Here is a 24,330-nt window from a genome sequence, read left to right as displayed (position 1 = left end):
CCCTACCCTTATTTTATTCTTTGACCATCTTTAAGGAGCTGCACCTTTAATTTGGAATAAGGCACATCCTGGACCGCAGTATCTCCATCTATGGCCAGTATTGCTGCAGTTGCAGCAGATTGCCCCAAGACCATAAATACAGGCTCCATACGGATGGATCCAAAGGCAATGTGCGTGGAACTTACACAGACAGGGACGATAAGATTTTGGCATTCCTCCTTTTTGGGTACCAATGCTCCATAGCTAATGGGATAGGGCTTAAAACCATGGGCCTCCACATTGCCCTCATTCTGCACATATCCATTGGCATCCACATATCGTTGTACATTATGGGAATCCATACCGTAGGCGGCCAGACCAATGCCATCCTCGGCCACTGTTAATGCCTCGCAGTTTTTCTGGGTCATAACATAATCGCTGACCATCCTCCTTGCCTCACGCACATAAAGCTGTTGCTGCCAACCATCGGCCCTTTCAAATTCGTCCTTGGTAGTACCCCATCTGGATGCCTCCTCCCTGACCTCGGCAGGTATCCTTGGATGATTGGCCAGGGTCCACATAAGTCCCATCTGGTAGTTCCTATGGTCCTCGATGATCTTTTCCCTTTCCGCATAGCTGGCCTCAGGATAATCATAGTTCCTGCCGATATAGTCGGTAGAAAAGCCGAACTTGTTGTTCGTATCCGTTTTTCTATTGGGCATACTGGAATTGATCCAGGGCAATAATGAATTGCCATAGCTGTACATCTCCCTTATGGGCCCCTTTCTGGCTTCGTAATTACGAAAAAGAAGTTCATAATTCACCTCGTCAAAATTTGCCGGTTTCTGAAAAGGTATACGATTTTCCGGGTGATCCGTAAGACACATCCTAAAACAATAGGCCTGTATTTTTTTATCGCCTTCCCCTTCGAGTCCCGGTTTTTCATTGACATTTGGCAGGAGTCCGGATGTTGGGTCCCCTTTTACAACGTATGGATCTACCCCTGGGATAAAGTTGTGGTTGAACGCATTTCTGGAAACAAATCCAGTCAAGGCTCTATTTATACTATTGGCCTGTACCCCGTTCAAGGTTTCCCCATACTCTTCGTTGCTTTCCCGGCCCACCGCATAGGAAACCCCTGCCGAGGCCATTAGGTCGCCCTCATAAGTGGCGTCCAGGAAAACCTTTCCCTTGTAGGTCTTGCCACTTTCCATGGTAATCGACTCTATTCTGCCATTTACCTTCTTAACCCCGGATTCCCTGTTCAGCCTTTCGTTGTAGACCATTTTAATTTTTTCCTTGTCCATCATGGACTTATAGACCGTAAGGGCAGCAGAGGGCTCAAAGGTCCACATGGTAGCCTCCCCTTCCTCCGTACGGGTCTGTCCACTATCCATATATTCCGATTTTTCTTCCCATTTCCAATTTTTCGGATCGTCGTAATATTTTTTGATGTTCTCATAGAACTCCCTGGAAATCCCCCCAATGGCCTGCTTGTTACCAATATCGGTCTGGCCCAGGCCTCCAGTGGTGAGTCCCCCTATTCGATTGGTCGGCTCTATGAGCACAACGGATTTGCCCATTCTACTGCTCTGTAGGGCAGCCGAAACACCCGCGGAAGTTCCACCGTATATTACAATATCATACTTCTTAGTTTGACCGTTGGTTAATTGAACCGTCAAGAGCAACATTAACAAGCTTATTATATTTTTCATTTTCTAGTTAATTAAATGATTCGTTTTTAATTTCTTTTGGATAATATTCCTTTGGATAATTTGGGCTAAAAACTATATTTTCATCCCTAATAACCAGTTTTCCATCCTTAACCCAGTCCTCGCCACGATCCGATAAATGATCCACCATTCTTTGTCTCCATTTAGCAAGAATATTTTTATACCTCGAAATGCCAGCCAAATTTTTCTTCTCCCCAGAGTCCTTTTCCAAGTCAAATAACTGTTCTTCCCCTGTAACAGAATAATAGATATACTTATACCTGTTATCCGTTAACGCGGTCCAACTATTTTCCTTCCAATAACATTGACCATGCTCCATGTCCAATACCTTACGCCACCCCTTTTTCTTGCCATTTATTAATGGCATCATACTCATACCGTCCATTTCAGACGGTATGTCAACACCAGCTACTTCCAGGAAAGTAGGTAGTATGTCCCTTAGCTCCACCAATTCTTTAATAACCTGACCACGATTTGCCTTTATCCCCAAACTCTCTGGCCACCTAATAATCATCGGTACACCAGCTGAACCCTCATAAGGATAAGATTTACGCCATAAATGATGATCCCCCATCATATCACCGTGATCGGACGATATGACTATCAAAGTATTTTCCAATACACCATTTCTTTCTAGGGAGGCGAGGACATGCCCTATCTGTTCATCCAAAAAACTAATAGCGGCCAAATAACCTTCTCTTGAATCACGAACAATACTATCGCCAAAATTACCTCTAGGAGCATTTAACTGTTCGCTTGGTGAGGGAATTTCATTAAATCCTCCATATTTCTCTTCCGACCAATTCCCTACAATAGCTTTTGGAATTTCCCTGTCTTTATAGAAATCCAACCATCTCTTGGGTGGGTCAAATGGCGGATGAGGTCTATGAAATGCGATTTTAAGAAAAAATGGTTCCTTGCTGGACTGGCTATCAATGAATTCAATAGCTTGATTGGCGGTCCAAGCCGTTGGATGTAATTCATCACTATACGGATAGATACCCGTACGATGATCGGTGGGCCCTAAACCTGTGCCATCTATTTCTAAATTTGGAGCATTTTCCTTAAACCATATGTTATAGGCGTTCTGCGGATGACCCCAACCTTCGCATAATTTGATTTCATGAAAACCATGCATGAATTTACTATTATCCAATTCGTCAGGTTTCACAATGAGGGCACCACTTCCTATAGGTTTAAAATGTAATTTCCCAGTAGCAAAAGTGTAATAACCTGCATCCCTTAACATTTGGGGCATTTCATACTTGTATTTGGTTGCAATTGGAGCATACGATAATAAACCATTCTTCCAAGGGCCCATTCCAGTTATCAAAGCAGCCCTCGCTGGCAAACAAGTTGGCGAAGCACTATAGGCTCTGGAAAACAAAGCTCCTTCATTTGCAATTCGGTCTATATTCGGCGTATAGGCTATATTATTGCCCTCTACTCCAATATAATCCGACCTTAATTGGTCAGGAAAAATACAGACTATATTGGGTTGATTTCTTTTTAGATTTTGGGAATATCCGTTAATGGAAAATATTGTTGCCCCAAAAACAAAAAGCACAATGTACTGCCAGTGCAGCGCCCCAAATATAAATGAGTTTTTGGTCATTATCTTAATTGGTAATTAGTAGTTTGGCAATTTATAATCTCATAAGGATATTACAGGCTTGGATAAAAGCCTGTAATAGTCCTTTGATATAAGCTGCAATTAATAACCAGGATTCTGATCTTGCTGACTAATTGCTGGATTGTTGTTGATTTCGTCTTCAGGAATAGGGTATAGAAGACGCTCATCAATAATAGTTTTTCCTGCCGCTGCAAAGGCTTCTTTAACTTTACCAGTACGTTTCAAATCGAACCACCTTCTTCTTTCAGTAATAAATTCATAAGCGCGCTCCTGAATTATGGCATCCCTGAAATCATTTCCACTCATTCCAGAAGGATAATCTACAGGGGAAACAGCGGTAGGATCATACCCGTAAGCCCTTCTCTTTATCATATTAAGTCGTTCCAAAGCCAAAGCTGAAGGACTACCATCTGCCATGCTGGAAGCTTCAGCATAAAACAAATAAGCCTCAGTAAATCTATAAATAGGCACACTGTACAAACTTATCCCAGATGTATTGGTTATGAACTTTTTAAACAATACAGGAGTTGTTGATGGAAGTGGAACCCAATCACCATCTGCATTTTGATATTGTGTGTACAGGTTAAAATTTTTCCTAAGGTCATTATTGTCCCAGCTATCGCCTATAAATGAATTCGTATCCGGCAACCACGCAAAAACCCCTCCTGAAGAGTAGTTATAAGGAACATTGCCGGCTCTATGTAAATAGTTTGGAATAGTGGAGCCTTTTGTTTCGGAATGATGCATTGACATTATATCTTCTGTACTAGTGTCAACCGCAAAGATTTTGTAAAAATCGTCGGACTCGGTCACATTTATTAGGGAAAACGGTCCGTTAGTAATTACATCATTTGCTTTTTCTGCAGCTCCCGGCCAATTTTCTATGGTAAGATAAACATGGGCCAGTAACATTTTGGCCGCCCATTTCGAGGCACGACCTGTTTCACCACCAACTTCACCCAAATCATTTTCTGCAATTAAACAGTCCTGGACTATGAGATCATAAACTTCACTTTCTGGTGCCCGTGGCGCCTCAACAGCACTTAAGTCAATACTTTCAGCAGTTTTAAGTGGAACTGCCCCCCAACCTCTTACCAATTCGAAATAACATAATGCCCTAAGAAAATGAGCCTCCGCCAATATCTGTTTTTGGGTATTGGCATCAATGTTTTCTATGTTTGGTACATTATCCAAAACAGCATTGGCTCGATTGATAGTGGTATAAAATGAGGACCAATTGGTAGCGCACCTCCCTATATTCTGCTGGTTCAAAATTTGATTCCATATGGTAATAGGAGCCTGAGAGCCTCTACCAAATAAATAATCACCATGTAGTTCGGTCATTAGATAATTGGTTATCCCGAAAAAATCGTTTTGCATACCTGCATAGGCCCCGGCGATAGCGGCCTCGGCATCTTCCTCATTTTTATAAAAGTTTGCCTTGGAAACAAAATCTTTAGGTACTTCTTCTAGTGCCTTTTCACAGCCAGAAAACAGTATCGTCGTAATTATTAATAGAAATATATTTTTCATGATTTTTTACATTAATAGTTAAAATCTAAATTTTAAACCAATGGCATAAATTTTTGCATTTGGATAGCTACTTTGATCATGTCCGAACCTTAATCGATCTGCCACATTGCTTGAGTCGGTACCACGAGTATTTGCTTCGGGATCAAGTCCAGTATAACTGGTAAACGTGAACAAGTTTGTTCCCGATAGATATATTTGGGCCATATCAAAACCAGTCAATCCAATTTGCTGTACCGGTAAATTATATGCCAACCTTAATGAGCGAATCCTTAAATAACTGGCATCTTCAATGAAACGATCGGACACAGTTATCTGCGTAGCACTACTTATTTTAGGATATTTTGCATTCGGATCGGGATTTTCCTCCGTCCAGTAATTGCCTAATATATCCCTGAATTGATTATTTCCTCTCTGAAACGAATTTAGATGAGTACCATTGGTGGCATTAAACAATTCATTTCCTTGTACCCCTTCCAAAGAAATATTGAGTTCTATACCTTTATAACTAAAGTTCGAAGTTAGACCATATATAAAATCAGGGTGGTAACTGCCCAGAATAACCCGGTCCAAAGCATTGACCACACCATCCGGTACTCCGTCCGGACCACTAAGATCCTGATACTTTATAAAACCATTCTCGTCCAAACCATCCTCTAGCAGACCATAGAATGCTCCCAAAGGTTCACCTACCCTAGCTATGTTGGCACTTGGCCAAACTGCGCCCTGTTCAGCTCCAAAAATATCGCTGTCCCCTGCAAGTTCCATTACCTCATTTTTGTTTGCTGAGAATTGAGTTGATATATCCCATTTAAAATCTCCCCTGAGTATGTCGGCGTCTACACTCAGTTCAATACCAGAATTCTGTATCTCGCCTAAATTTCTAAGTATAGATCCAAAACCTACTGAGGGTGGAAGTGGCACAGATGCCAACAAATCCTTAGTATTCTTTTTGTAATAATCGAAAACAAAACGTAGCCTATCGTTCAAGATATTTAAATCAAAACCCACATCCAACTGACCCGTGGTTTCCCACTTCAGATCACTATTTGAAATTCCACTGGGCACGAATCCAATGACATCTGTCTGATTTCCATATATATATTTAACAGAACCGAGCCTATCCAAGGATTGATATGGATTTAGTGCCGTATTTCCTGTAATACCATAACTGGCACGTAATTTTAAATTATTGACAACTTCACTTTCTTTAAGAAAAGGTTCATCGGATATCCTCCAAGCTATGGCCCCAGAAGGAAAATATCCCCATTTATGGTTATCGCCAAATCTTGAAGAACCATCTGCCCTTATACTAGCAGTGAACAAATATTTTCCATCAAAGGAATAATTTACTCTAGAAAGGAAAGAGGCCAAGGTCCAGTCCGTATATCCCGAGAAAGGATTTCCTACTGATTCCGCAGCGGCCAATTCATAATTCTCCGTAACATTATTGGCAAAACCACTAACACTTATGCCAGAATTTCTACTTATATTGGTTTGGTATGTAGCTCCACCTATAACATTTACACTATGTTTTTCATTAAAAACCTTGGAATAGGTAAGAACGTTCTCCGTTAGGAATGAATTTGAATAGGAATTGCTTTCAGAGGCCGAGCCTCTATCATTACCGTAGATAATAGGTATGAACGTTTCATTTCTTCCATCTTGATATTGTAGGCCAACCAAGGTCTTAAACGATAATTCAGGAGTAAAAGCAATATCTAAATTTGTATTCGCTAAAACACTATTGGCAAAATTCTGATTCTTTCTAAGCGTCCATATGATTGGATTACGCATATCTGCGGATCCGAAATTATAGGCCTGTTCAATTTGTGTAGGCAAGCCGTTCTCATCATAAATCGGTAAAGTTGGCGGGGCCGAGGCTGCAGCCGAAAGCAAAGAATTCCCACGGTTACCATTGTCCACCGAAACTAAATTCTGCTCATTCCTCGATAATTGAAGATTGACACCCATTTTTAACCAGCTTTTTAACTGCTGGTCCAAGTTCAATCTTACTGATCCCCTAACGACACCAGAATTTTCTATAATCCCTTCTTGATCATAGTAATTACCTGAAATAGAATACCTTCCTTTTTCAGAACTGCCAGAAAATGTAATGGTATTGTTTGTAACTGGAGCTACCCTAAAAACAGCATCCCACCAGTCTGTACCTGGATTTACAACCGTGTTCGGGTCAAAAAAGGGATCCAAACCTTCATTTTTCAACCATTCGTTGGCAATTATGGCATATTCTTGTGCATCCAGTAAGTCATAACGGTTGATTGCCTCCTGATTACCAAAAAAACTATTTATTTCGATTTTACTATCCTGTCCTTTCGCTCCTCGTTTAGAAGTAATAATTACTACCCCATTGGCTCCTCTTGAACCATAAATAGCAGTTGCCGAAGCATCCTTTAAAATATCTACAGATTCAATATCAGATGGGTTCAAAAAATCGATACCTCCCGTAACAGGGAAACCATCAACAACATATAAGGGTTGGTTATCCCCAATCATAGAATTGCCACCTCTTATCCTAACCTCGATCCTTGATCCCGGAGTACCGGAGTTTTGGGATACCCGAACACCTGCAGCGCCAACTTTTAAAGCTTGCTCCATATTATATACGGGGACAGCCTCAAGGGTTTCCGTTTTCACTTGGGATACAGAGCCTGTTAAATCGGCCTTTTTCATTGTACCGTAGCCAACAACCACAACTTCTTCCAAACCTGCAGCACTCTCTTCCAAAACTATATCGAGTACGGACTGCCCATTAAGGGATATTTCCTTGGTAGCATAACCAATATAAGATACTATTAGTACAGCGTTCCCATTTGCTACCTCCATAGTATAATTCCCGTCAAAATCGGATTGGGTTCCATTAGAAGTGCCTTTTTCAACAATACTTGCACCTGGTAAAGGCTGTCCTTCACTATCACTTATACTTCCACTTAGCTGAAATTGTATACTTTTCACATTAACATTGGAAGATGGAGCACTAAGAACCCCAATTGTGGTCTCCTTCCTTTTTAAAAGAATTTTGCGATCCTCTATGGCATATAAAATATCTTTATTTGTAAAGAGTATCTCCAAAACTCTTTTAATTGTAGCTTTCCTAACACTAATAGAAACTCTACGATTTAAATCAACCGTCTTAGTATTAAAAATAAACTTGAATTCAGTATTGGCCTCGATTTCATCAATGACCTCCTCCATAGTGGCGTTTCCCAAATCCAAGGATATTTTGGTTTTCTGGGAATAGGACGAATTGGCCTGCATTACAAAGGAGACGGTTATTAAAAAAAGAAGTGACAACTTCATTTTTAAATCAAATTTTAAGCGCCATGGGATAATTACCCCAGACTTTGGTGGTTTTTTCATAATTTTGAATGTTTACTGGTGGTTATACTTTCTAAAAGATGTAATCACTTTACGAAATCGGGAAATGTTACAGCATTTTCCGATTTTTTTTGATTTTATATAAAATCATAATATGTCAAGTGATTGAATTTACTTACTCAATTTATTCTCATAGGCATATTCTGTTTTTGGTTTAGTGGATTATGATTTTATTCTCTATTATTTTATATTCAATTTGATAGACTTTGTTAAAATAATTAAACACCTGTTCAATGGTCTCATGCTGAGTTTCTATGGTAGCATTGAAAGTCTCGTGAGCCAATTTTTCATTGTTATTTATAATAACAACATTATAATGGCGCTGCAATTTTTGTATAATATTTTCAAAAGAAATATTTCTAAAAACTAAATTTCCGTTCATCCAAGAAGTATATATTGAGGTGTTCACCTCCTCTTGGTAAATATTATTGTCGGACCTGTTGTAGACACCCATATAGCCAGGCTTAAGATAAACTTCATCCTTGTCGCCGTTTTCCAAATTGGATTCTTTAAGGCCAACCGATCCCTCCACCAAAACCACTTCAGTATCCCTGTCTTCCGGATAATTGGAGACATTAAATTTTGTCCCGTGGACATGTATAGCCAATTCCTGAGCATTAACCACAAAAGCATTTTCTTTGTCATGGACAACATCAAAAAAAGCTTCGCCTGTTAAAAATACTTCACGTTTTTGCCCTTTTATAAAATTGATCGGGTATTTAATTGAACTTCCTGAGTTTAAGTGCACATTACTACCATCTGAAAGCACAATATTAAATTGTTTGCCATTTGGTACTGTTAATGTGTTGTACACCAATTTCAATTCTTCACTCTGGTCGTACACAAGTTTATTGCCTTGCCGAACACCAACCACCTTTCCATTGGAATTCTGAACTTGAGTGGTTCCTGCTTCCGTGATGACTTCGATATCCCCATTTTCCAATTCAAGTGTGATAACATCAGTTCTTGGTATAATAATATCCGCTTCGGTATTTTCAAAAATACCTTGCTGCCAAATGATTCCAACGCCAATAAAAAAAATAGCTATAGCGGCATATTTCATTACAGATAAAAATCTTCGGTTATAATTCGCCTTCTTATCCCTATTTATTTCTTTTTGGAGCTCTTCCTTAATTTTATTTATATCTGAATCATTCATTGCCAAAGTAATTGCAAAATGAGTTTTAACGAAGTCCTTAAATGCTACATGATTTCTATCATCTTTAATCCACTTATTAAGAACATCTAAATCCGCAGCAGTTGCAGCTTGGGATATATATTTAACAATAAGATTTTCTATTTCTTTGGAAATCATTTTAAAACCCTTCTTTTGTATAATACAAGACAGAATTACTATACCCTAACTTTTTTATTAAATATTTTTTTATATTCACATTATTATTGCCTCAAAATTGACATATAAACACCTTTTTATGAATTTTAACGACAATGAAGCTCTGGTTGAAAACCTCATAAACGGAAATGAGAAAGCGTATATGTTTCTTTTGGACACTTATCATAGAAGATTAAATGCCTATGCACTAACCTTAGTAAATGATCCGGCCCAAGCCCAGGACATAGTGCAAAATGTATTCTTAAAAACCTGGAAATCGCGAAAAAAATTAAAAAAACAATTCTCCATACAAAGCTTTTTATACAAATCTGTTTACAATGAATTTATAAACAGTTATCAAAAAAATAAGGCTATGATGTTATTACAACAAAAATATTTAGAGACAATGGGAGAAGTCGTAGAGGAAACTGATGAGAATATTATTGAAAGCATGATTACGATAGTGAATACTGAAATAAAAAACCTCCCCCCCAAATGCCAGAGAATATTTATCTTAAGCAAAAAAGAGGGACTCACCAACATTGAAATATCGGAACACCTAAACGTCTCCATAAAAACAGTTGAAGCTCAAATTACCAAGGCCTTTGGAATCCTTAGGGAAAAATTAGGCAAAAAATATGAAACTATTTTGATGCTTATTTTTGGTGTTAATACCAAAAATGTAGTCTAAGATATTAAACCAAATAATATCTAATAACCCACGGCTACTTAGTGGAAATAAATTGGCCGTTACTTTATGCTTCTTATTCGCCATATAATGTTACTTACACTATCTTAAAATTGACCGTTAACCCTGAAGGTTTAACTATGTCCATATAATTTTGTCCCGTCACCCCTGAACGATATCCAATTTAAGTTGTCATTGGCTCAAAAATCATTAAAAAATGAGCCGATTAATTATTTTAATCGGCTCAAATCATAATAATGTATAGAATTCAAAAGAAAACTAATGCGTTGTCAGGGAAATTAATAGACCGGTCTCAGAACATTCAAATACAATTCTGAATTTTTGACCCAATGCTAATTTCCGTATACTTTCTGCACCTTTTTGTACCTCATTTTACACTTTACCCAATAAATACGGGGTTTTAATATCTCTGTATCGGGACGAGGCTAAAATGGCTACAAACTGGTCTCTAGATACACTTATTGAAAATTTACGGTCAACCACTTTGCTGTGCTCATTAATAGTTCTGGTTGCAAGAGTGAATTTCATTCATCCTCATAGCTATAAAACCATTCCAATTTGGTGTTTTCACTAGATGTGGTAAAGGTTTCGGTTACGTTTTCTATCTCTGGGTATGTAGAATCCCCCACAATGTTTTCATCACTTTTATAGACCGAAATATTAATGGTCATTGAGTATGAACCGATATCTTGCTTTGGGATATTGCTATATGAAACGTAAAAGGTGTGTTTATGATCTCCAAATAGCAATAATTTCTCTTGACTGCCTAAATCTTCATTATAATATCCCTCCAAATGCGTATCGCTAAAATCAAATTCATTTTCAGGATTAAGTGCTTCATAAATTACATCTGGGGAAGAATCCCCTCCAGAATAATCTCCTTGAAAGTCAGTACCTCTTACTTCCAATGTTTGATGGAATGCATGTAAATCTCCGGTCATAGTAACTATTACTTTGTATCTAGTGGCGTAAGCTCCACTATGCATATCCTCCTTTGAGCAAGCTGAAAGAATAAAGATGAGCGCTATATAAATGCCATGCTTGAAATTATTTTTAACTCTTGTTTTCATTTTTATATGTTTAATGTTTTGTAATTAAAGGTTTTACCATTTATGACTAGGACATACATTAAAACCTAAAACCAAGGCTCAGTCCGCCCCTGAAATCAATCCAACTATCAGGATACATTTCCACATGTGCTCCTGTTCTACTTGTCACAATCATACCTATTTCAGAAATCAAATCCGTTTCTCCCCGAAAAACTTCATCAAGATTGGACGCCAAGGAATTTTGCTCATCATTTGATATTAGGTTTGGCGCTAATGCTGTTAAATGACCCGTTGCCGATGCAAGCTGCGGACCAAGAAAGGCATCTACAACAAAGTGTTTGCCTATGCTGAATTGTATGCCCAGCAAAAGCCCAAAGTTATCCCTATAAATAGCCCCTTTTCCGTCCTGCAGTTGATCTGTTATACCTCTATCGGATTCATATTTAAAAGGGAAATCCTTAAAATTGTATTTTGAAGTTTGATAAAATGGCGCGAAATAAATCCCTTTTGCATTCCCCTTGCCCAAATACACTCTTACTTCTGCCGTAAATGCATTATATTCCACTTCGGATTCTTCTACCAAATCAGCCAGTGCATCAATGCTTAATACATATTTGGTGGAATAGATAGAAGGGGCTTTGCCCATGGGAACGGTGCTATACCATACAGCCACGGAAAAAGGTTTGAACAAAACCCGTTCCGCACCAATTTGATAGTTTCCGAAAGTTAGGCCCGCCAAGTTGACCTTTACGATGTTCTTGCCCAAGGCAGTTTCGTTTTGGGAAAAGACCTGAAACCCCATTAAAAAAACGAGAATGAAAGAAAATTTTTGTTTGTACATTGGTTGGTTTAATATTGGTTGGTTTAAATAAATATCTAAAGCTTTTCAAGATACACAAAAATTCCCGTTAACACCTATTTAATGCATTAACTGCCATTTCATCGTAATTATTAGTGGTCTATCTGTTTAAAATATGATTATACACTAATTCAAATTTATTTATGCATCCTCCTATTCTGAAAGTTACCTAATAATCGCAGGAGGTGATAATTGGCTTTTATATTATAAATAAATGAGGCTGTCTAAAAAGTCAAGACAGCCTCTTTTTTATTCGGGTAGGTATCGGAGAACTATTCTCAAATACGCAAATTATGGAGGGGTTGAAATACTTTTTAGACGCCCTCATAATATTATTATCTACACCTTTAAAAAGAATAAATATATATTGTAATGAAATCAATGGATGGGACTAAGTACAGCCAGTTACAATTAAACTTTATCAATTTACTACTTATTTCCGTATTCTTTCCACTACTTATTTTACTTCAATTGCCATTTAACACATTAAATAAGGGAATCTATTATTCCTGTATTAAAAAAGCAACCTCACAAAATAAGTTTACTAATATAGAATGAACTCTACGCTGTACTAAGATGCCAGAATATTTTAAGCATCCTTACCAATCATCCTTATAAACGGTTTTTCCCCGTGAAAAATAATGAGTACCATCAGAAGACCTATGACAATTAAAAATGCAACTTGAAGTTTAGAAAGTAATAGGTTCATACTTAATGCCTTATTGGATAAATAGGTCAACTGACGCCCTTCAGAAAGCTGCACTTTGGAAAGTTTATCAAGATTGTTGCTAATTTTTGTAAATAGTGCACTGAATTCTTTTGAAGGTCCCATTTCCGCAGATACTTGTGTCTTAGACCATCCATTTTCCAAGGATTGTAATTCATTATAGTTTTCCTTAAGCAGTTCAAAATGGACCGCTTCATTGGGTGTTAATTTAGTTTTAGAAAAATTCTCCAGAAGTTCCGTAATACTTCTACCATTAGCATCATGGGCTGCATTCCCTTCTGCTGAGGTCATCTCCAACTCTTTCTGGTGAAAAAGGTTGTTAAGTCTATAGATGTACTCAAGGGCGACCACCCGATCTTCAAAAACTGAATTCACGGTATGGTCCGCAGTAGAGAAGTTTCTACTGTTTAATACATTGGATGTAAGCACCAATAAAAATGCTATTGCCAAGATAAAACCAGTATTAAGACGCTGTTTTAAGGTCAGTTTTTTATACATTTCTTGTTTTATTAGGGTTTACATCGAATTATAAATGCATTTTAAGTTGTACACTTAGAATTAAAAAATCCGTCCAGTCCTTAACTAACTTGAGCCACTAAAATAACTCGGAACTGGACGGATTAAACCAACCATTTAAATACTAAATTCCCCTAAGCTCTCCCGATTCAAGTGCATCCCTTAAATCTGCAGATACAACGGTATGGAGACCAAAAAATCGTCCACCATCAGTCCTTTTGATCTTAGCCTGTAAGGTACCGTCCTTTTTTTCCTTTATGGACGTAACTACCACTTTAATTCCTTCCATTTTTTTATAGTTGGCAATACCCCCGTTTTTAATAATAGTGTTCGCTCTTGGAAAATCTATATGCTTAAAACTAGGAGCGTCCGGACGCCCAATCCTAAGTATATCCCCCTCCTTTACTTCTTTTAGAACTTCGGGACTGCCACTTTGCGCATTAATGCCTAAGGTTGCCACCATGAATAAGACTGCAAAAAATAATTTTTTCATAACTGTGTTTTAAAGGTTTTTAATCAATTTTTTCGTTTTTTATAAGAGCTTCAGAATTTCATTAATATCCTTTTGTTTTATTAAAGAATATCATGAAACGCTTATAGCATATTTATGGGTCTGGAGCAAAGGTTATGCCATGGGCAAGGCGCATTTTTAACCCATATGCTAAACACCTGAAATACAAGGAGTAATAACATCCGTAAAGTATAGAGTCTGAAAATTTAATTGGGGAATTTCTCCCCAAATGGGATATTTTTCCCCAGTTAGTATTTGAACCATTGGCAAGGATTCGATTTGTCCTTACCAAAAATTTGGGCTCAACCTAGTATTTGATTTAGTAGTATAAAGATTATCTGACTTTATTTGCTTGGATTATTTACCTTCTTAAATGGTTTTGGGTTCTATAAATTTTTATTCATAATTAAGGATGTTGATTGAACTATCCCCTATTCCATGATAGCTCTACTTTTGTTACCGTTTTTCTATTGCTTTTCTAATAATTAAGACTCCCATTTGACGGCCAATAACCAAAACAGTGGAGTGAAAATCGATAAATCCCATGTCTTCTAGTATTAGACTAACAATCTTCAATGTCATTATGTAAAAATTGATATAGTCATCAATTCCTAAAAAATTTAACAATATACTTAAACAAATTATTGATAATTAGTTCGATTTCTACCCTTTTAACATCCAATTAATTTTGTAACTTATACCAGTTAATTCTCTTACACTAAAATCATGGCAAATTTCAATCTTAAAATCAACGGGAAAACCGAGCAATTGGATGTTGACCCCACTACACCCATGCTTTGGGTATTGCGAGACCATCTAAAATTGGTCGGTACAAAATACGGTTGCGGCATCTCACAATGCGGTGCATGTACCATACACCTTGATGATAATGCCGTACGCTCCTGCCAATTGCCCATTTCGGCAGTAGGAGATCAAAATATTACTACCATCGAGGGCCTATCCGAAAAAGGCGACCATCCGGTGCAACTGGCATGGATGGAAGAAGATGTGTATCAATGTGGATATTGTCAGGCTGGACAGATCATGAACGCTAGTGCTTTCCTTAAAAAGAATCCGAATCCCACCGATGAGGAAATCGAAGGAGCTATGAACGGAAATATTTGTCGTTGCGGCACGTATACCCGCATTAAGAAAGCTATCAAGACTGCTGCAGATTCTAAAATCGCTTAAAAATTGCTAGGTACATCAAAAAAAAAATCATGACACGGATAAAAACTCAATATAATCGTCGTTCCTTCATAAAGGTTTCAGCCGCCGCCGGTGGTGGTATGCTAATAGGTTTTAGTTGGCTTAACGGCTGCAAGCCAAATACACCGGAACCGGAGCCCGGAGTGGCAATGCCTAAAGAATGGTTCGAAATCAACGGATATATCAAAATTGGGGATACGGGTTTAGTTACCATTTATTCTCCCAATCCGGAAATAGGACAAAATGTGCGGACTTCAATGCCGATGATAGTAGCTGAAGAATTGGATGTGCCTTGGAAAAATGTCGTGGTTGAACAAGCACCCCTAAACACAGGATGGTACCAGAATCAATTTGCAGGCGGAAGTTTGTCAATTCGTTTAAGCTGGAATGCACTGCGAATGGCTGGTGCTACGGGCAGAAGAATGTTAATGGAAGCTGCAGCAAAAGAATGGGGTGTTCAGGTGTCGGATTTGAACGCTAGCAATGGAGTAATTAAAGAGAACACTGGAGAACGAACTGTTACCTATGGAGAGATAGCCTCCAAAGCTGTAGGAATTGAAGTCCCTAAGGAAGTGGAACTTAAAGGAGTCAAAGACTTCAAATTAATCGGTACAAGTATCAAGAATGTAGATGGGAAGAAAATAGTTACGGGCCAACCCCTATTTGGACTTGATTTCCATAGGGATGGTATGCAACTGGCCATGATACAGCACCCTCCGGCATTTGGCATGACGATAAAAGACTTTAACGAAGCAGAGATAAAAAGTATGCCTGGGGTCGAGGATGCCTTTATTGTTGATACCACTGTTGAAGAACCTGGTGGGTTCGACGAAAAAGGTTTTAAACAATTAATTGCTATAGTAGGCGATTCTACCTGGGAATTAATGCAGGCCAAAAAGGCCTTGAAAGCTAACTGGGAAACTACCGGAGAGTTGGAAAGTTCCGAAATGCATTTAAAAAGACTGGAAAAAGCCTTGGTATCCGGGCAGGTAATGGAAAGTAGAAAGGATGGAAATCCGGAAGCCGCCTTTAAAAAAGCCGCTAAAATTATAGAACGAACATATAGTGCCCCATTCATTGCCCACAATACCTTGGAACCCATGAACTTTTTTGCCAATGTTACGGCAGATTCGGCAGAACTTATTGGTCCAACACAAACACCAGAAGCCCTAGAAGGTTCGGTAGCCAAATTATTAAACCTGCCGCTGGAAAATGTAACCGTAAATATGACCCGTATAGGCGGGGGTTTTGGGAGAAGGCTTTATGTACATTTTGGAGTTGAAGCAGCTGCCATTTCCAAAAAAATAGGGGCTCCCGTTAAACTTATATATAGCAGGGAGGATGATATGACGCAGGGAACCTATCGCCCTACCTATCGTTCTGTCTATAAAGCAGGTCTCGATGAGAACAATAATCTAATCGCTTTCACCGTAAAGGGTGCCGGATTACCCGAAGGTCCTGTATTTCCAAACCGATTCCCAGCTGGGGCAGTTGAAAATTATTCGGCCGAAAAAATCAAGGCGCCAACCAATGTTACCACAGGGGCCTGGCGGGCACCAAGATCCAATTTTACCGCAGGTGCCGAACAAGCATTTCTTGACGAAGTGGCGGAAGCAGCGGGCAAGGATCCTATAGATTTTCGTTTGGAATTGTTTGATCGTGCTATTAAAGACCCCGTAGGGGAAAAACATGAATACGAAGCAGAACGCTACGCAGGAGTTTTAAAACTGGTCAAGGAAAAATCCAATTGGGGAACAACAAAACCCAATGTTCATCGTGGAGTAGCTGCCTATTTTTGCCATTCTACCTATGTTGCCGAAGTATTTGATATGGTCCTCAACAATGGACAGCCAATTGTGGAAAAGGTATGGTGTGCCGTAGATTGCGGTATTGTGGTAAATAAAGATGCAGCTAAGAATATGATTCAAGGTGGTGTTATTGATGGTATTGGACATTCCATGTATAGCCAACTGACCTTCGAAAATGGGGCACCCAACCAAATGAATTTTGACAAATATCAGTTGATCCGACATTCGCAGGCGCCGAAGGAAATTGAGGTTTTCTTCGTTGAAAATGAAATAGACCCAACTGGACTGGGAGAGCCTGGCCTGCCGCCTGCTATAGGGGCTTTGGCCAATGCCCTGTACAAAGCAACGGGACAGCGGCACTATCATCAGCCTTTTGTAACCGAAAAACAAGTAGTGGGATAAGAAAGTTGGATTAGGTGAAATTCCTGTATCGGTCTTATAAATTGTTATTATGGAAGCCTGTAAATTTAATTTGAAAATAAATATCTAATATCAGAATTTGAGCACTTATCCACCAATGATTATTTATTATATATGAAGCATTATAGCCATTATTATATGCTACATTTTGTAACGAGCAACCAAAAAAAGCTACATTTAACTAAAGTATTCCCTTTTCCTTAAATAAATTATAGATCATTGTTTTTTCTAAAAAATTAAAGGAACGATCTCCAAACCAATCGTGTATGGCAATCACTTCATTCTCCTTTTCAGCTCTACGCAAAATCTCATTGGATACCATATGCCAATACACCCATCTATTTGTGGCAAGCGCATACCCTATCTCGTAGTTGATCAAAGACTTTACTGGTTTATTTCTTAATCGAACCCCATTATCCAAAATTGCCAAAGTCTTGGTAAGGCGAACCACTTCCGAAAAAGAATACCTGTAAAAATCACCAAATCCGTTTTGACTTACATTATATAACTTATCCCCTACCTTTAAATCTTCCATAAAAAAAGGAAACAAAAATAAAGGTCTATCCCACTTAAATAAAGTTTAGCTACCAGAACTTATAAACAATGCCTAATTAGGACAATACTTAGAAATATATAATAATTTGATTTTTCACTTATATCCTTTGACCCATTTTTTACATTTCCATAGCAACCATTTATTCAATTCGTTTACATTTGTCCCTATAAAATCTATTACAATGAATATTGAAAGGGAATTGGGCAAAAGAAGCAATCACCAATGTGAGTTATGTACCAGTACTGAAAAATTAAGTGTATTTGAAGTTCAACCACCAAAAAAAGAAGGTTTGGAAGCTAATCTTTTGGTTTGTGAAGTTTGTAAGGATCAAATTGAAAACCCGGATAACACAGATCCCAACCACTGGCGATGTTTAAATGATAGTATGTGGAGTGAACATACGCCGGTAAAAGTTATCGCTTGGCGAATGTTAAGCAGGTTAAGAAAGGAAGGATGGCCTCAAGATCTGCTGGATATAATGTATTTGGAGGAAGAGGATTTGGAATGGGCCAAGGCCACAGGTGAAGGTGCACCTTCCGAGAATCAAATTATACATCGTGACAGCAATGGTGCCGTTATTGAAGCAGGTGATAGTGTTGTACTTATCAAGGATCTACCGGTAAAAGGATCTAGTATGGTTGCCAAAAGAGGTACGGCCGTAAGGCGTGTTTCCCTTGATCATGAAAATGAGGAATACATAGAAGGAAAAGTTGATGGCCAACAAATTGTTATCCTGACAAAATTTGTAAAGAAAATATAGTACCTGCTTACCAATAAATGAATTGTGCATCCTAATTCTCAATCATATTACTTAAAGTCCACTACTGGAATATACTTTTAGGTTTCTAATATAAAATGGTTCATGGCAAATAGAGACCCCTATGCCGCACTGAGATATAAGGAATTCAACGTTTTTTTGTTGGTCAGGTTTGCCATGGTCTTTGCTTGGTCCATGCAATTTGTGATTATAGAATGGGAGGTGTATTCCTTGACCAAAAATCCCCTATCCCTGGGAATAATAGGACTTATGGAGGTTATTCCCGCAGTATCGTTGGCATTGTTTGCCGGTCATATAGTGGATCAAAAGGAAAAAAAGGGATTGCTTCTTAAATGCATTTTAGGCTTTTCGATTATAAGCTTGGGATTGTTTTTGCTCACCTGGCCACAAATTGTACAGGATTGGTCCAAAAACTCGATTTTGTATTCCATTTATTTTTTAGTGTTTCTAGGTGGTATTGTAAGGGCATTTTTAGGGCCCACCATATTTTCGTTATTTGCATTGATCGTCCCCAAAAAAGTATATCCCAATGCCGCTACTTGGAGTAGCTCGGTTTGGCAAATGGCGGCTGTCCTAGGTCCTGCCTTGGCCGGATTTAGCATAAATTTAATAGGGGTGCACTGGTCCATGTGCCTCATTTTTGCCTTTTCTTTAATGGCGCTCCTTATTTTAACCAAAATTAAAAAGAAACCTATTTTGAACCCCAATATCGGGGAACCAGTAATAAAAAGCTTAAAAGAGGGGGTGAAATTTGTATTTGGCACCAAAATTATTCTGGGAGCCATCACTTTGGATATGGTTGCCGTACTTTTTGGTGGGGCCATAGCTCTATTACCCATTTATGCCCAAGATATACTAAAAGTGGGTCCGGAGGGATTTGGAATTTTACGTGCAGCCCCAGCCGTGGGAGCCTTGATAATCATGTTTACCTCCGCCTATTTTCCGTTAAATAAACATGCAGGTTTAAAACTTCTGGGATCCATATTTGGTTTTGGCCTCTGTATAATTGCCTTTGGACTTTCCACTTCTTTCTGGATTTCCGTAATAGCACTTTTTTTTAGTGGTGTTACCGATGGAATATCCATGATTATTAGACAAACTATTTTACAATTAAGGACTCCAGATCATATGCGTGGCAGGGTAGCTTCTGTGAATTCTATGTTCGTTGGATCTTCCAATGAGCTGGGAGCTTTTGAAAGTGGACTAACGGCCAAATTGATGGGTACGGTCACCGCGGTCGTTTTTGGTGGCTGTATGACCTTAATTACGGTAATATTCACTGGTGCTATCTCCCCTACTTTTAGAAAACTGGATCTGAGAAAAGATTTGGAGGAACATGAAAATGGTAATGATTAGGCATAGGCGTGGAAAGTTGGATACTAGATGTGAGACACTAGAAGTTAGATATTGGAATTAAGACTTGCACACTTAACTTTCTCCCTGCCTACTGCAACTGCCAACTGAAGACAATTCAATCTCAGTACTCAATACTATGAACAGACGTCTTTAGTCCAGTTTCTAGGCTCCAGAATCTAGATTCTCCTTTCTAAATACTCACTTCTAATAATTGTATATTGTTAATTGTTCAATGCCCCCTCTGGTGTATACGTAAATATCCATTCCGGGTTATCCTTATCCTTGCTTTTGGAAACGCACTTGAATCCATTTTTCTCATAGAAAGACCTTAATCCCTCCTCCTCTATAGTCAGCCAATAAGATTGGTCGGGAAATTGGTCCTTTAAGGCAGTAAGCCATTCTGAACCCAAGGACTTACCACGATACTTGGGATCGACAAATAAAAAACCAATATAATGAAAATTGGCAGTCACGTATTTTTGCCACTCCCCTATTTCAAAATCGGTCATATTTGGAGGGGCCGTCCTAAAGACAATTCCACCTGCGGTTATGTCCAAGGCATTCTTAAATACATAGATATTCGCATTCTTCTTGTAATCGTCCCAAACAGATTCAATTACATCTTTCCAATCTTCTGGAAGAATTTTAAAAAAACTACCCCCCTCAAGTCCCAAATTAATCAATTCCATAAAAAGATCTATACTCTTACAACTGCTTATTGCTCCCTATAACAGTCCCCACGACCACAAGCGGTCAAAATCATCGGACCACCTATCGCCAATATCGGTTCTATAGTAAACATTATTAATAATGATATTACTTATCCTGTTCTGCATCATTTTTTGGGCATCTTTCATAGTGAGGCCGGTACCGGTGACCAATAAAGCAATTCCTGTATTTCCGGTAATGAGCCATTCATCATTAATTTTCTTGAGATGCATGGGATGTACTCCATCTTTCATATCCTTTTTGAATACGATGACAGAATCTTTAGAGAATAGTTCAAAGGTCTTTTTATCCTCGAAGGGAAAAGGGGGTACAACCATATAGGCCCCAACCTGAAATCCCTTTCTAACATTGATCCTAAATTTCTCTCCAGATGCCAACTTGTAAAACATGTTTCCTAATGGTTCCAAAATTCCCGCCCGTTGTATGAATATCTGTGGGTATCCAAACCTGGAAGTGAATTCCAAGGGATATATTCCATTGCCGTTTACAATACAATTTATATCCAATTGCCCAATAAAACCACCCTTGGCCAAAGAACTTTCAAACTTTTTTAAGGTCGCTTCAAAAATAGGTGAATCCTTGGTCCAGAACATACTGGATCCCATCTCACCCGTGGACACGCCCAATTCTTTGGGAAAAAGTTTCTTATGCTCGAAAGTAATATTTATAGGATAAATAAATTCCTTCCCGTTAAAATAGGCCGACGCGGACACCTCCACCCCTTTTACCTTGCGTTGCAATTGAAAATTACCAAAATCATTACCCCAAGATTTCTCGTAAGCCTTTAAAACCCGAATTACATCGAGCCCTTCATCATCACTGCCAACAAATAACAATTGTTTGTATTCCTGGGTTTCACCAGATGGTTTTATCACATAGGCATTGGGATTGGCCTTGACATAGTCGATAGCATCTTGAAAGTTGAAAAACTCCTTGGACGGTAATATTTTTATGCCATGTTTCTTTAATTCTGCCTGTCCAAAATTACGGTCCAGTTCCAAAAGATCTGAATATTCCGTTCCTCCGACGACCAATTTACCTTGAGCCCTTAATTCTGAACAAATTTTGCCATAACCGGTATAATCAAAAATTAGGACATCTGCCCAATCGATATAGCTTTTCCAATCTTTGGCCTTTTGCACAAAACCATAGCCTATTTCCCTAGAAGGCTTATCTTCTATATACATTTTAACGGAGTGACCTTCGTTCAAAATGGCTACAGCCATATCCAATGTTTCCCCCCATCGGGATACGATCAAGAAATTTCGCTTAACTACTATTTGACTTTTTAATTTCTCTTTTTTCAATTTAATGAGATATGTTAATTTTTTAAGAATTAGTTAGCAAATTTGTTTGAAAGCACAATGTACAAAGTAAAGTTTTTAAATGTAAAATAGACTGAAAGCCAGCTATTTCCCTTCTAAAACAAAACAATTCTAATAAATTTTCGTTAATGTAATTCGGCGTCCAATGTTTGGGACAGTTCAGCATAACAATGATATGCCCGAATTGGAGTGTAGGTTTCAATATACCAAGCTAGTGCCCAATAGTGAATAATTTTGGGACAAATATATATGAAAATTAAATAACTCATAAAAATAAGGGCAGAAAATTAGAATCGGGCTTGGATCCAAATCTAGAATCCCTATACTTAATACTAGATGCTAGATGTTTACACCAAACCGACCTTGAACCTTGCAATTTCCACCCCTTCCGTCTTCTCCTCCGTCGAAGCCACCTTCACCTCCCGCGGAAATCGCGGGACAAGCTTTTCCAGTGGAAGGAGCTTTTACTGCCTTTAAACCGTTAATGGTGGACCTGCCTACTGCCACTGCCTACTGAAGACTATCCAATCCCAATACTCAATTACTAGATATTAGATACTAGATGCAAGATGTTAGACCAAATTTTGGTCATACTCATTTCATATACGGTCTATCTATGGACTAACTATGGACTATCTATGGAGTATCTATGGCTCATCTATGGCCTATGACCCGTCCTTGTGTTAGATGCTAGATGTTAGACCACCGACCTTGAACCTTGCAATTTCCACCCCTTCCGTCTTCTCCTCCGTCGAAGCCACCTTCACCTCCCGCGGAAATCGCGGGACAGGCTTTTCCAGTGGAAGGAGCTTTTACTGCCTTTAAACCGTTAATGGTGGACCTGCCTACTGCCACTGCCTACTGAAGACTATCCAATCCCAATACTCAATTACTAGATATTAGATACTAGATGCAAGATGTTAGACCAAATTTTGGTCATACTCATTTCATATACGGTCTATCTATGGACTAACTATGGACTATCTATGGAGTATCTATGGCTCATCTATGGCCTATGACCCGTCCTTGTGTTAGATGCTAGATGTTAGACCACCGACCTTGAACCTTGCAATTTCCACCCCTTCCGTCTTCTCCTCCGTCGAAGCCACCTTCACCTCCCGCGGAAATCGCGGGACAGGCTTTTCCAGTGGAAGGAGCTTTTACTGCCTTTAAACCGTTAATGGTGGACCTGCCTACTGCCACTGCCTACTGAAGACTATCCAAAACCAATACTATGTACTCAATACAACTTTGAACCTTAACATATTATCCAGTTTCTAGGCTCCAGGCTCAAGCTTCTCAATACTCAATACCCAATTCAAGATAATTAATAAAATCCTACCTTTGCCGGAAATTAAAATTCATGTTTTACTTTTTTCAGAAGAAAGAATTCGTTGTAGACTCGCTTGAAAATTTTATAGACATACACAATCACATTCTACCGGGAATTGATGATGGCGCCAAAACTGTGGAAGACTCCATGGAACTTATAAAAGGGTTCTCGGATATTGGGGTGAAAAAATTCATTGCCACTCCCCATATCATGCATAATTATTACCCCAATGATTATCACAGTATAAATACTGCTCACGGCAAAGTACAGGACAAACTGTTAAATGAAGGGATGAAGGATATAAGCTTGGATGTATCTGCCGAACATATGATAGATGCCAATTTTGATAGCCTTCTTGAGCAAGAAAAAGTAATGCCCTTAAGAAATAGATATCTCTTGATAGAAATGTCCTATTTACAACCTCCCATCAATTTTGACGAGGCTATTCAGAATATTGCTTCCCACAGGTATTTTCCAATTTTGGCACACCCGGAAAGATATTCCTTTCTACATCTTAATTCTTCAAAATTTGAAAAATATAAGAAAAACGGCATTCTATTTCAAATGAACCTTTTATCATTGGGGACATTCTATGGGAAAGAAGTACAAAAAAAGGCACATAAGTTATTGGAAAGTGGACTTATAGACTATTTAGCCTCCGATGTTCATAACCTTCAACAATTACAAAGCGTTAAAGAATTGCAGGTGAGCAGTAAACTTCTAAAATTGCTTTCTCCGGTTATTGAAAATACTATAAGTGATTTTTATTAGTGAAACTCAATTTTGAGAAGTCGGTAAGACGCACTGAAAATTGAAAGTTGAACTAATCCCGCCTTTT

General features: G+C 38.5%; 18 protein-coding genes. 6 read left to right on the top strand and 12 right to left on the bottom strand.

Features of this window, described 5'->3' with window-relative positions; all coding sequences use genetic code 11:
* Positions 1 to 8: 8 nt before the first annotated feature.
* The 5 genes from U735_RS0108220 to U735_RS0108200 all read right to left on the bottom strand — a co-directional run bounded on the left by U735_RS0108220 (position 9) and on the right by U735_RS0108200 (position 9,589).
* Positions 9 to 1,694, bottom strand: a complete 1,686-nt coding sequence (locus U735_RS0108220) for an FAD-dependent oxidoreductase (RefSeq protein ID WP_031443361.1) — start codon at positions 1,692 to 1,694, stop codon at positions 9 to 11.
* 7 nt (positions 1,695 to 1,701) lie between these two features.
* A complete protein-coding gene (locus U735_RS0108215; protein WP_051891920.1) occupies positions 1,702 to 3,327 on the bottom strand; it encodes an arylsulfatase in 1,626 nt (541 codons plus the stop codon).
* 99 nt (positions 3,328 to 3,426) lie between these two features.
* Entirely contained in the window at positions 3,427 to 4,878 is a 1,452-nt protein-coding gene (locus U735_RS0108210) for a RagB/SusD family nutrient uptake outer membrane protein (RefSeq protein ID WP_031443359.1), read from the bottom strand.
* Positions 4,879 to 4,896: 18 nt separating this feature from the next.
* On the bottom strand, positions 4,897 to 8,256 hold the full coding sequence (locus U735_RS0108205; protein ID WP_051891919.1) for a TonB-dependent receptor: 3,360 nt from the start codon (positions 8,254 to 8,256) through the stop codon (positions 4,897 to 4,899).
* A 172-nt stretch (positions 8,257 to 8,428) separates the two neighbouring features.
* Positions 8,429 to 9,589 (bottom strand): FecR family protein, encoded by a 1,161-nt coding sequence (locus tag U735_RS0108200; RefSeq protein WP_034248107.1) that lies wholly within the window; start codon positions 9,587 to 9,589, stop codon positions 8,429 to 8,431.
* A gap of 118 nt (positions 9,590 to 9,707) precedes the next feature.
* Between U735_RS0108200 and U735_RS0108195 the strand changes: the two genes are divergently transcribed.
* On the top strand, positions 9,708 to 10,298 hold the full coding sequence (locus U735_RS0108195) for an RNA polymerase sigma factor (RefSeq protein ID WP_031443356.1): 591 nt from the start codon (positions 9,708 to 9,710) through the stop codon (positions 10,296 to 10,298).
* Positions 10,299 to 10,840: 542 nt separating this feature from the next.
* Here the strand turns inward: U735_RS0108195 and U735_RS0108190 are convergent.
* The 4 genes from U735_RS0108190 to U735_RS0108175 all read right to left on the bottom strand — a co-directional run bounded on the left by U735_RS0108190 (position 10,841) and on the right by U735_RS0108175 (position 13,960).
* The gene (locus U735_RS0108190) at positions 10,841 to 11,386 is read right to left on the bottom strand and encodes a hypothetical protein (RefSeq protein WP_031443355.1); all 546 of its coding nucleotides are present in this window, start codon (positions 11,384 to 11,386) and stop codon (positions 10,841 to 10,843) included.
* A gap of 58 nt (positions 11,387 to 11,444) precedes the next feature.
* Positions 11,445 to 12,206 (bottom strand): hypothetical protein, encoded by a 762-nt coding sequence (locus tag U735_RS0108185; protein ID WP_031443354.1) that lies wholly within the window; start codon positions 12,204 to 12,206, stop codon positions 11,445 to 11,447.
* A 607-nt stretch (positions 12,207 to 12,813) separates the two neighbouring features.
* Positions 12,814 to 13,449 carry an MCP four helix bundle domain-containing protein gene (locus U735_RS0108180; RefSeq protein ID WP_031443353.1) on the bottom strand — a complete coding sequence of 212 codons (636 nt, stop codon included), beginning with the start codon at positions 13,447 to 13,449 and terminating at the stop codon, positions 12,814 to 12,816.
* A gap of 142 nt (positions 13,450 to 13,591) precedes the next feature.
* A complete protein-coding gene (locus U735_RS0108175) occupies positions 13,592 to 13,960 on the bottom strand; it encodes a hypothetical protein (RefSeq protein ID WP_031443352.1) in 369 nt (122 codons plus the stop codon).
* Between the two features lie 744 nt (positions 13,961 to 14,704).
* Between U735_RS0108175 and U735_RS0108165 the strand changes: the two genes are divergently transcribed.
* On the top strand, positions 14,705 to 15,169 hold the full coding sequence (locus U735_RS0108165) for a (2Fe-2S)-binding protein (protein ID WP_031443351.1): 465 nt from the start codon (positions 14,705 to 14,707) through the stop codon (positions 15,167 to 15,169).
* Between the two features lie 29 nt (positions 15,170 to 15,198).
* Positions 15,199 to 17,397 (top strand): xanthine dehydrogenase family protein molybdopterin-binding subunit, encoded by a 2,199-nt coding sequence (locus U735_RS0108160; protein WP_031443350.1) that lies wholly within the window; start codon positions 15,199 to 15,201, stop codon positions 17,395 to 17,397.
* A 199-nt stretch (positions 17,398 to 17,596) separates the two neighbouring features.
* On the opposite strand, the gene U735_RS0108155 is transcribed toward U735_RS0108160, so the two are convergent.
* A complete protein-coding gene (locus tag U735_RS0108155) occupies positions 17,597 to 17,950 on the bottom strand; it encodes a hypothetical protein (RefSeq protein ID WP_031443349.1) in 354 nt (117 codons plus the stop codon).
* Positions 17,951 to 18,152: 202 nt separating this feature from the next.
* Between U735_RS0108155 and U735_RS0108150 the strand changes: the two genes are divergently transcribed.
* Both U735_RS0108150 and U735_RS0108145 read left to right on the top strand, forming a co-directional pair.
* Entirely contained in the window at positions 18,153 to 18,731 is a 579-nt protein-coding gene (locus U735_RS0108150) for a PhnA domain-containing protein (protein WP_031443348.1), read from the top strand.
* A 102-nt stretch (positions 18,732 to 18,833) separates the two neighbouring features.
* Positions 18,834 to 20,105, top strand: coding sequence for an MFS transporter (locus U735_RS0108145; RefSeq protein ID WP_031443347.1), 1,272 nt, complete (start codon positions 18,834 to 18,836; stop codon positions 20,103 to 20,105).
* A gap of 221 nt (positions 20,106 to 20,326) precedes the next feature.
* Here U735_RS0108145 and U735_RS0108140 read toward each other — a convergent pair whose 3' ends face one another.
* On the bottom strand, positions 20,327 to 20,794 hold the full coding sequence (locus tag U735_RS0108140; protein ID WP_031443346.1) for a GNAT family N-acetyltransferase: 468 nt from the start codon (positions 20,792 to 20,794) through the stop codon (positions 20,327 to 20,329).
* Between the two features lie 36 nt (positions 20,795 to 20,830).
* Positions 20,831 to 22,141 (bottom strand): phosphoribosylamine--glycine ligase, encoded by a 1,311-nt coding sequence (locus tag U735_RS0108135; protein ID WP_232233200.1) that lies wholly within the window; start codon positions 22,139 to 22,141, stop codon positions 20,831 to 20,833.
* A gap of 1,381 nt (positions 22,142 to 23,522) precedes the next feature.
* On the opposite strand from U735_RS0108135, the gene U735_RS0108115 reads away from it, so the two are divergent.
* The gene (locus tag U735_RS0108115) at positions 23,523 to 24,263 is read left to right on the top strand and encodes a tyrosine-protein phosphatase (RefSeq protein ID WP_031443344.1); all 741 of its coding nucleotides are present in this window, start codon (positions 23,523 to 23,525) and stop codon (positions 24,261 to 24,263) included.
* Positions 24,264 to 24,330: the final 67 nt, after the last annotated feature.

It is taken from the genome of Arenibacter algicola, assembly GCF_000733925.1.
GTDB classification, from domain to species: Bacteria; Bacteroidota; Bacteroidia; order Flavobacteriales; family Flavobacteriaceae; genus Arenibacter; species Arenibacter algicola.
The sequence above is the reverse complement of the archived record's forward strand: the minus strand, read 5'-3'. Positions and strand labels throughout refer to the sequence as shown.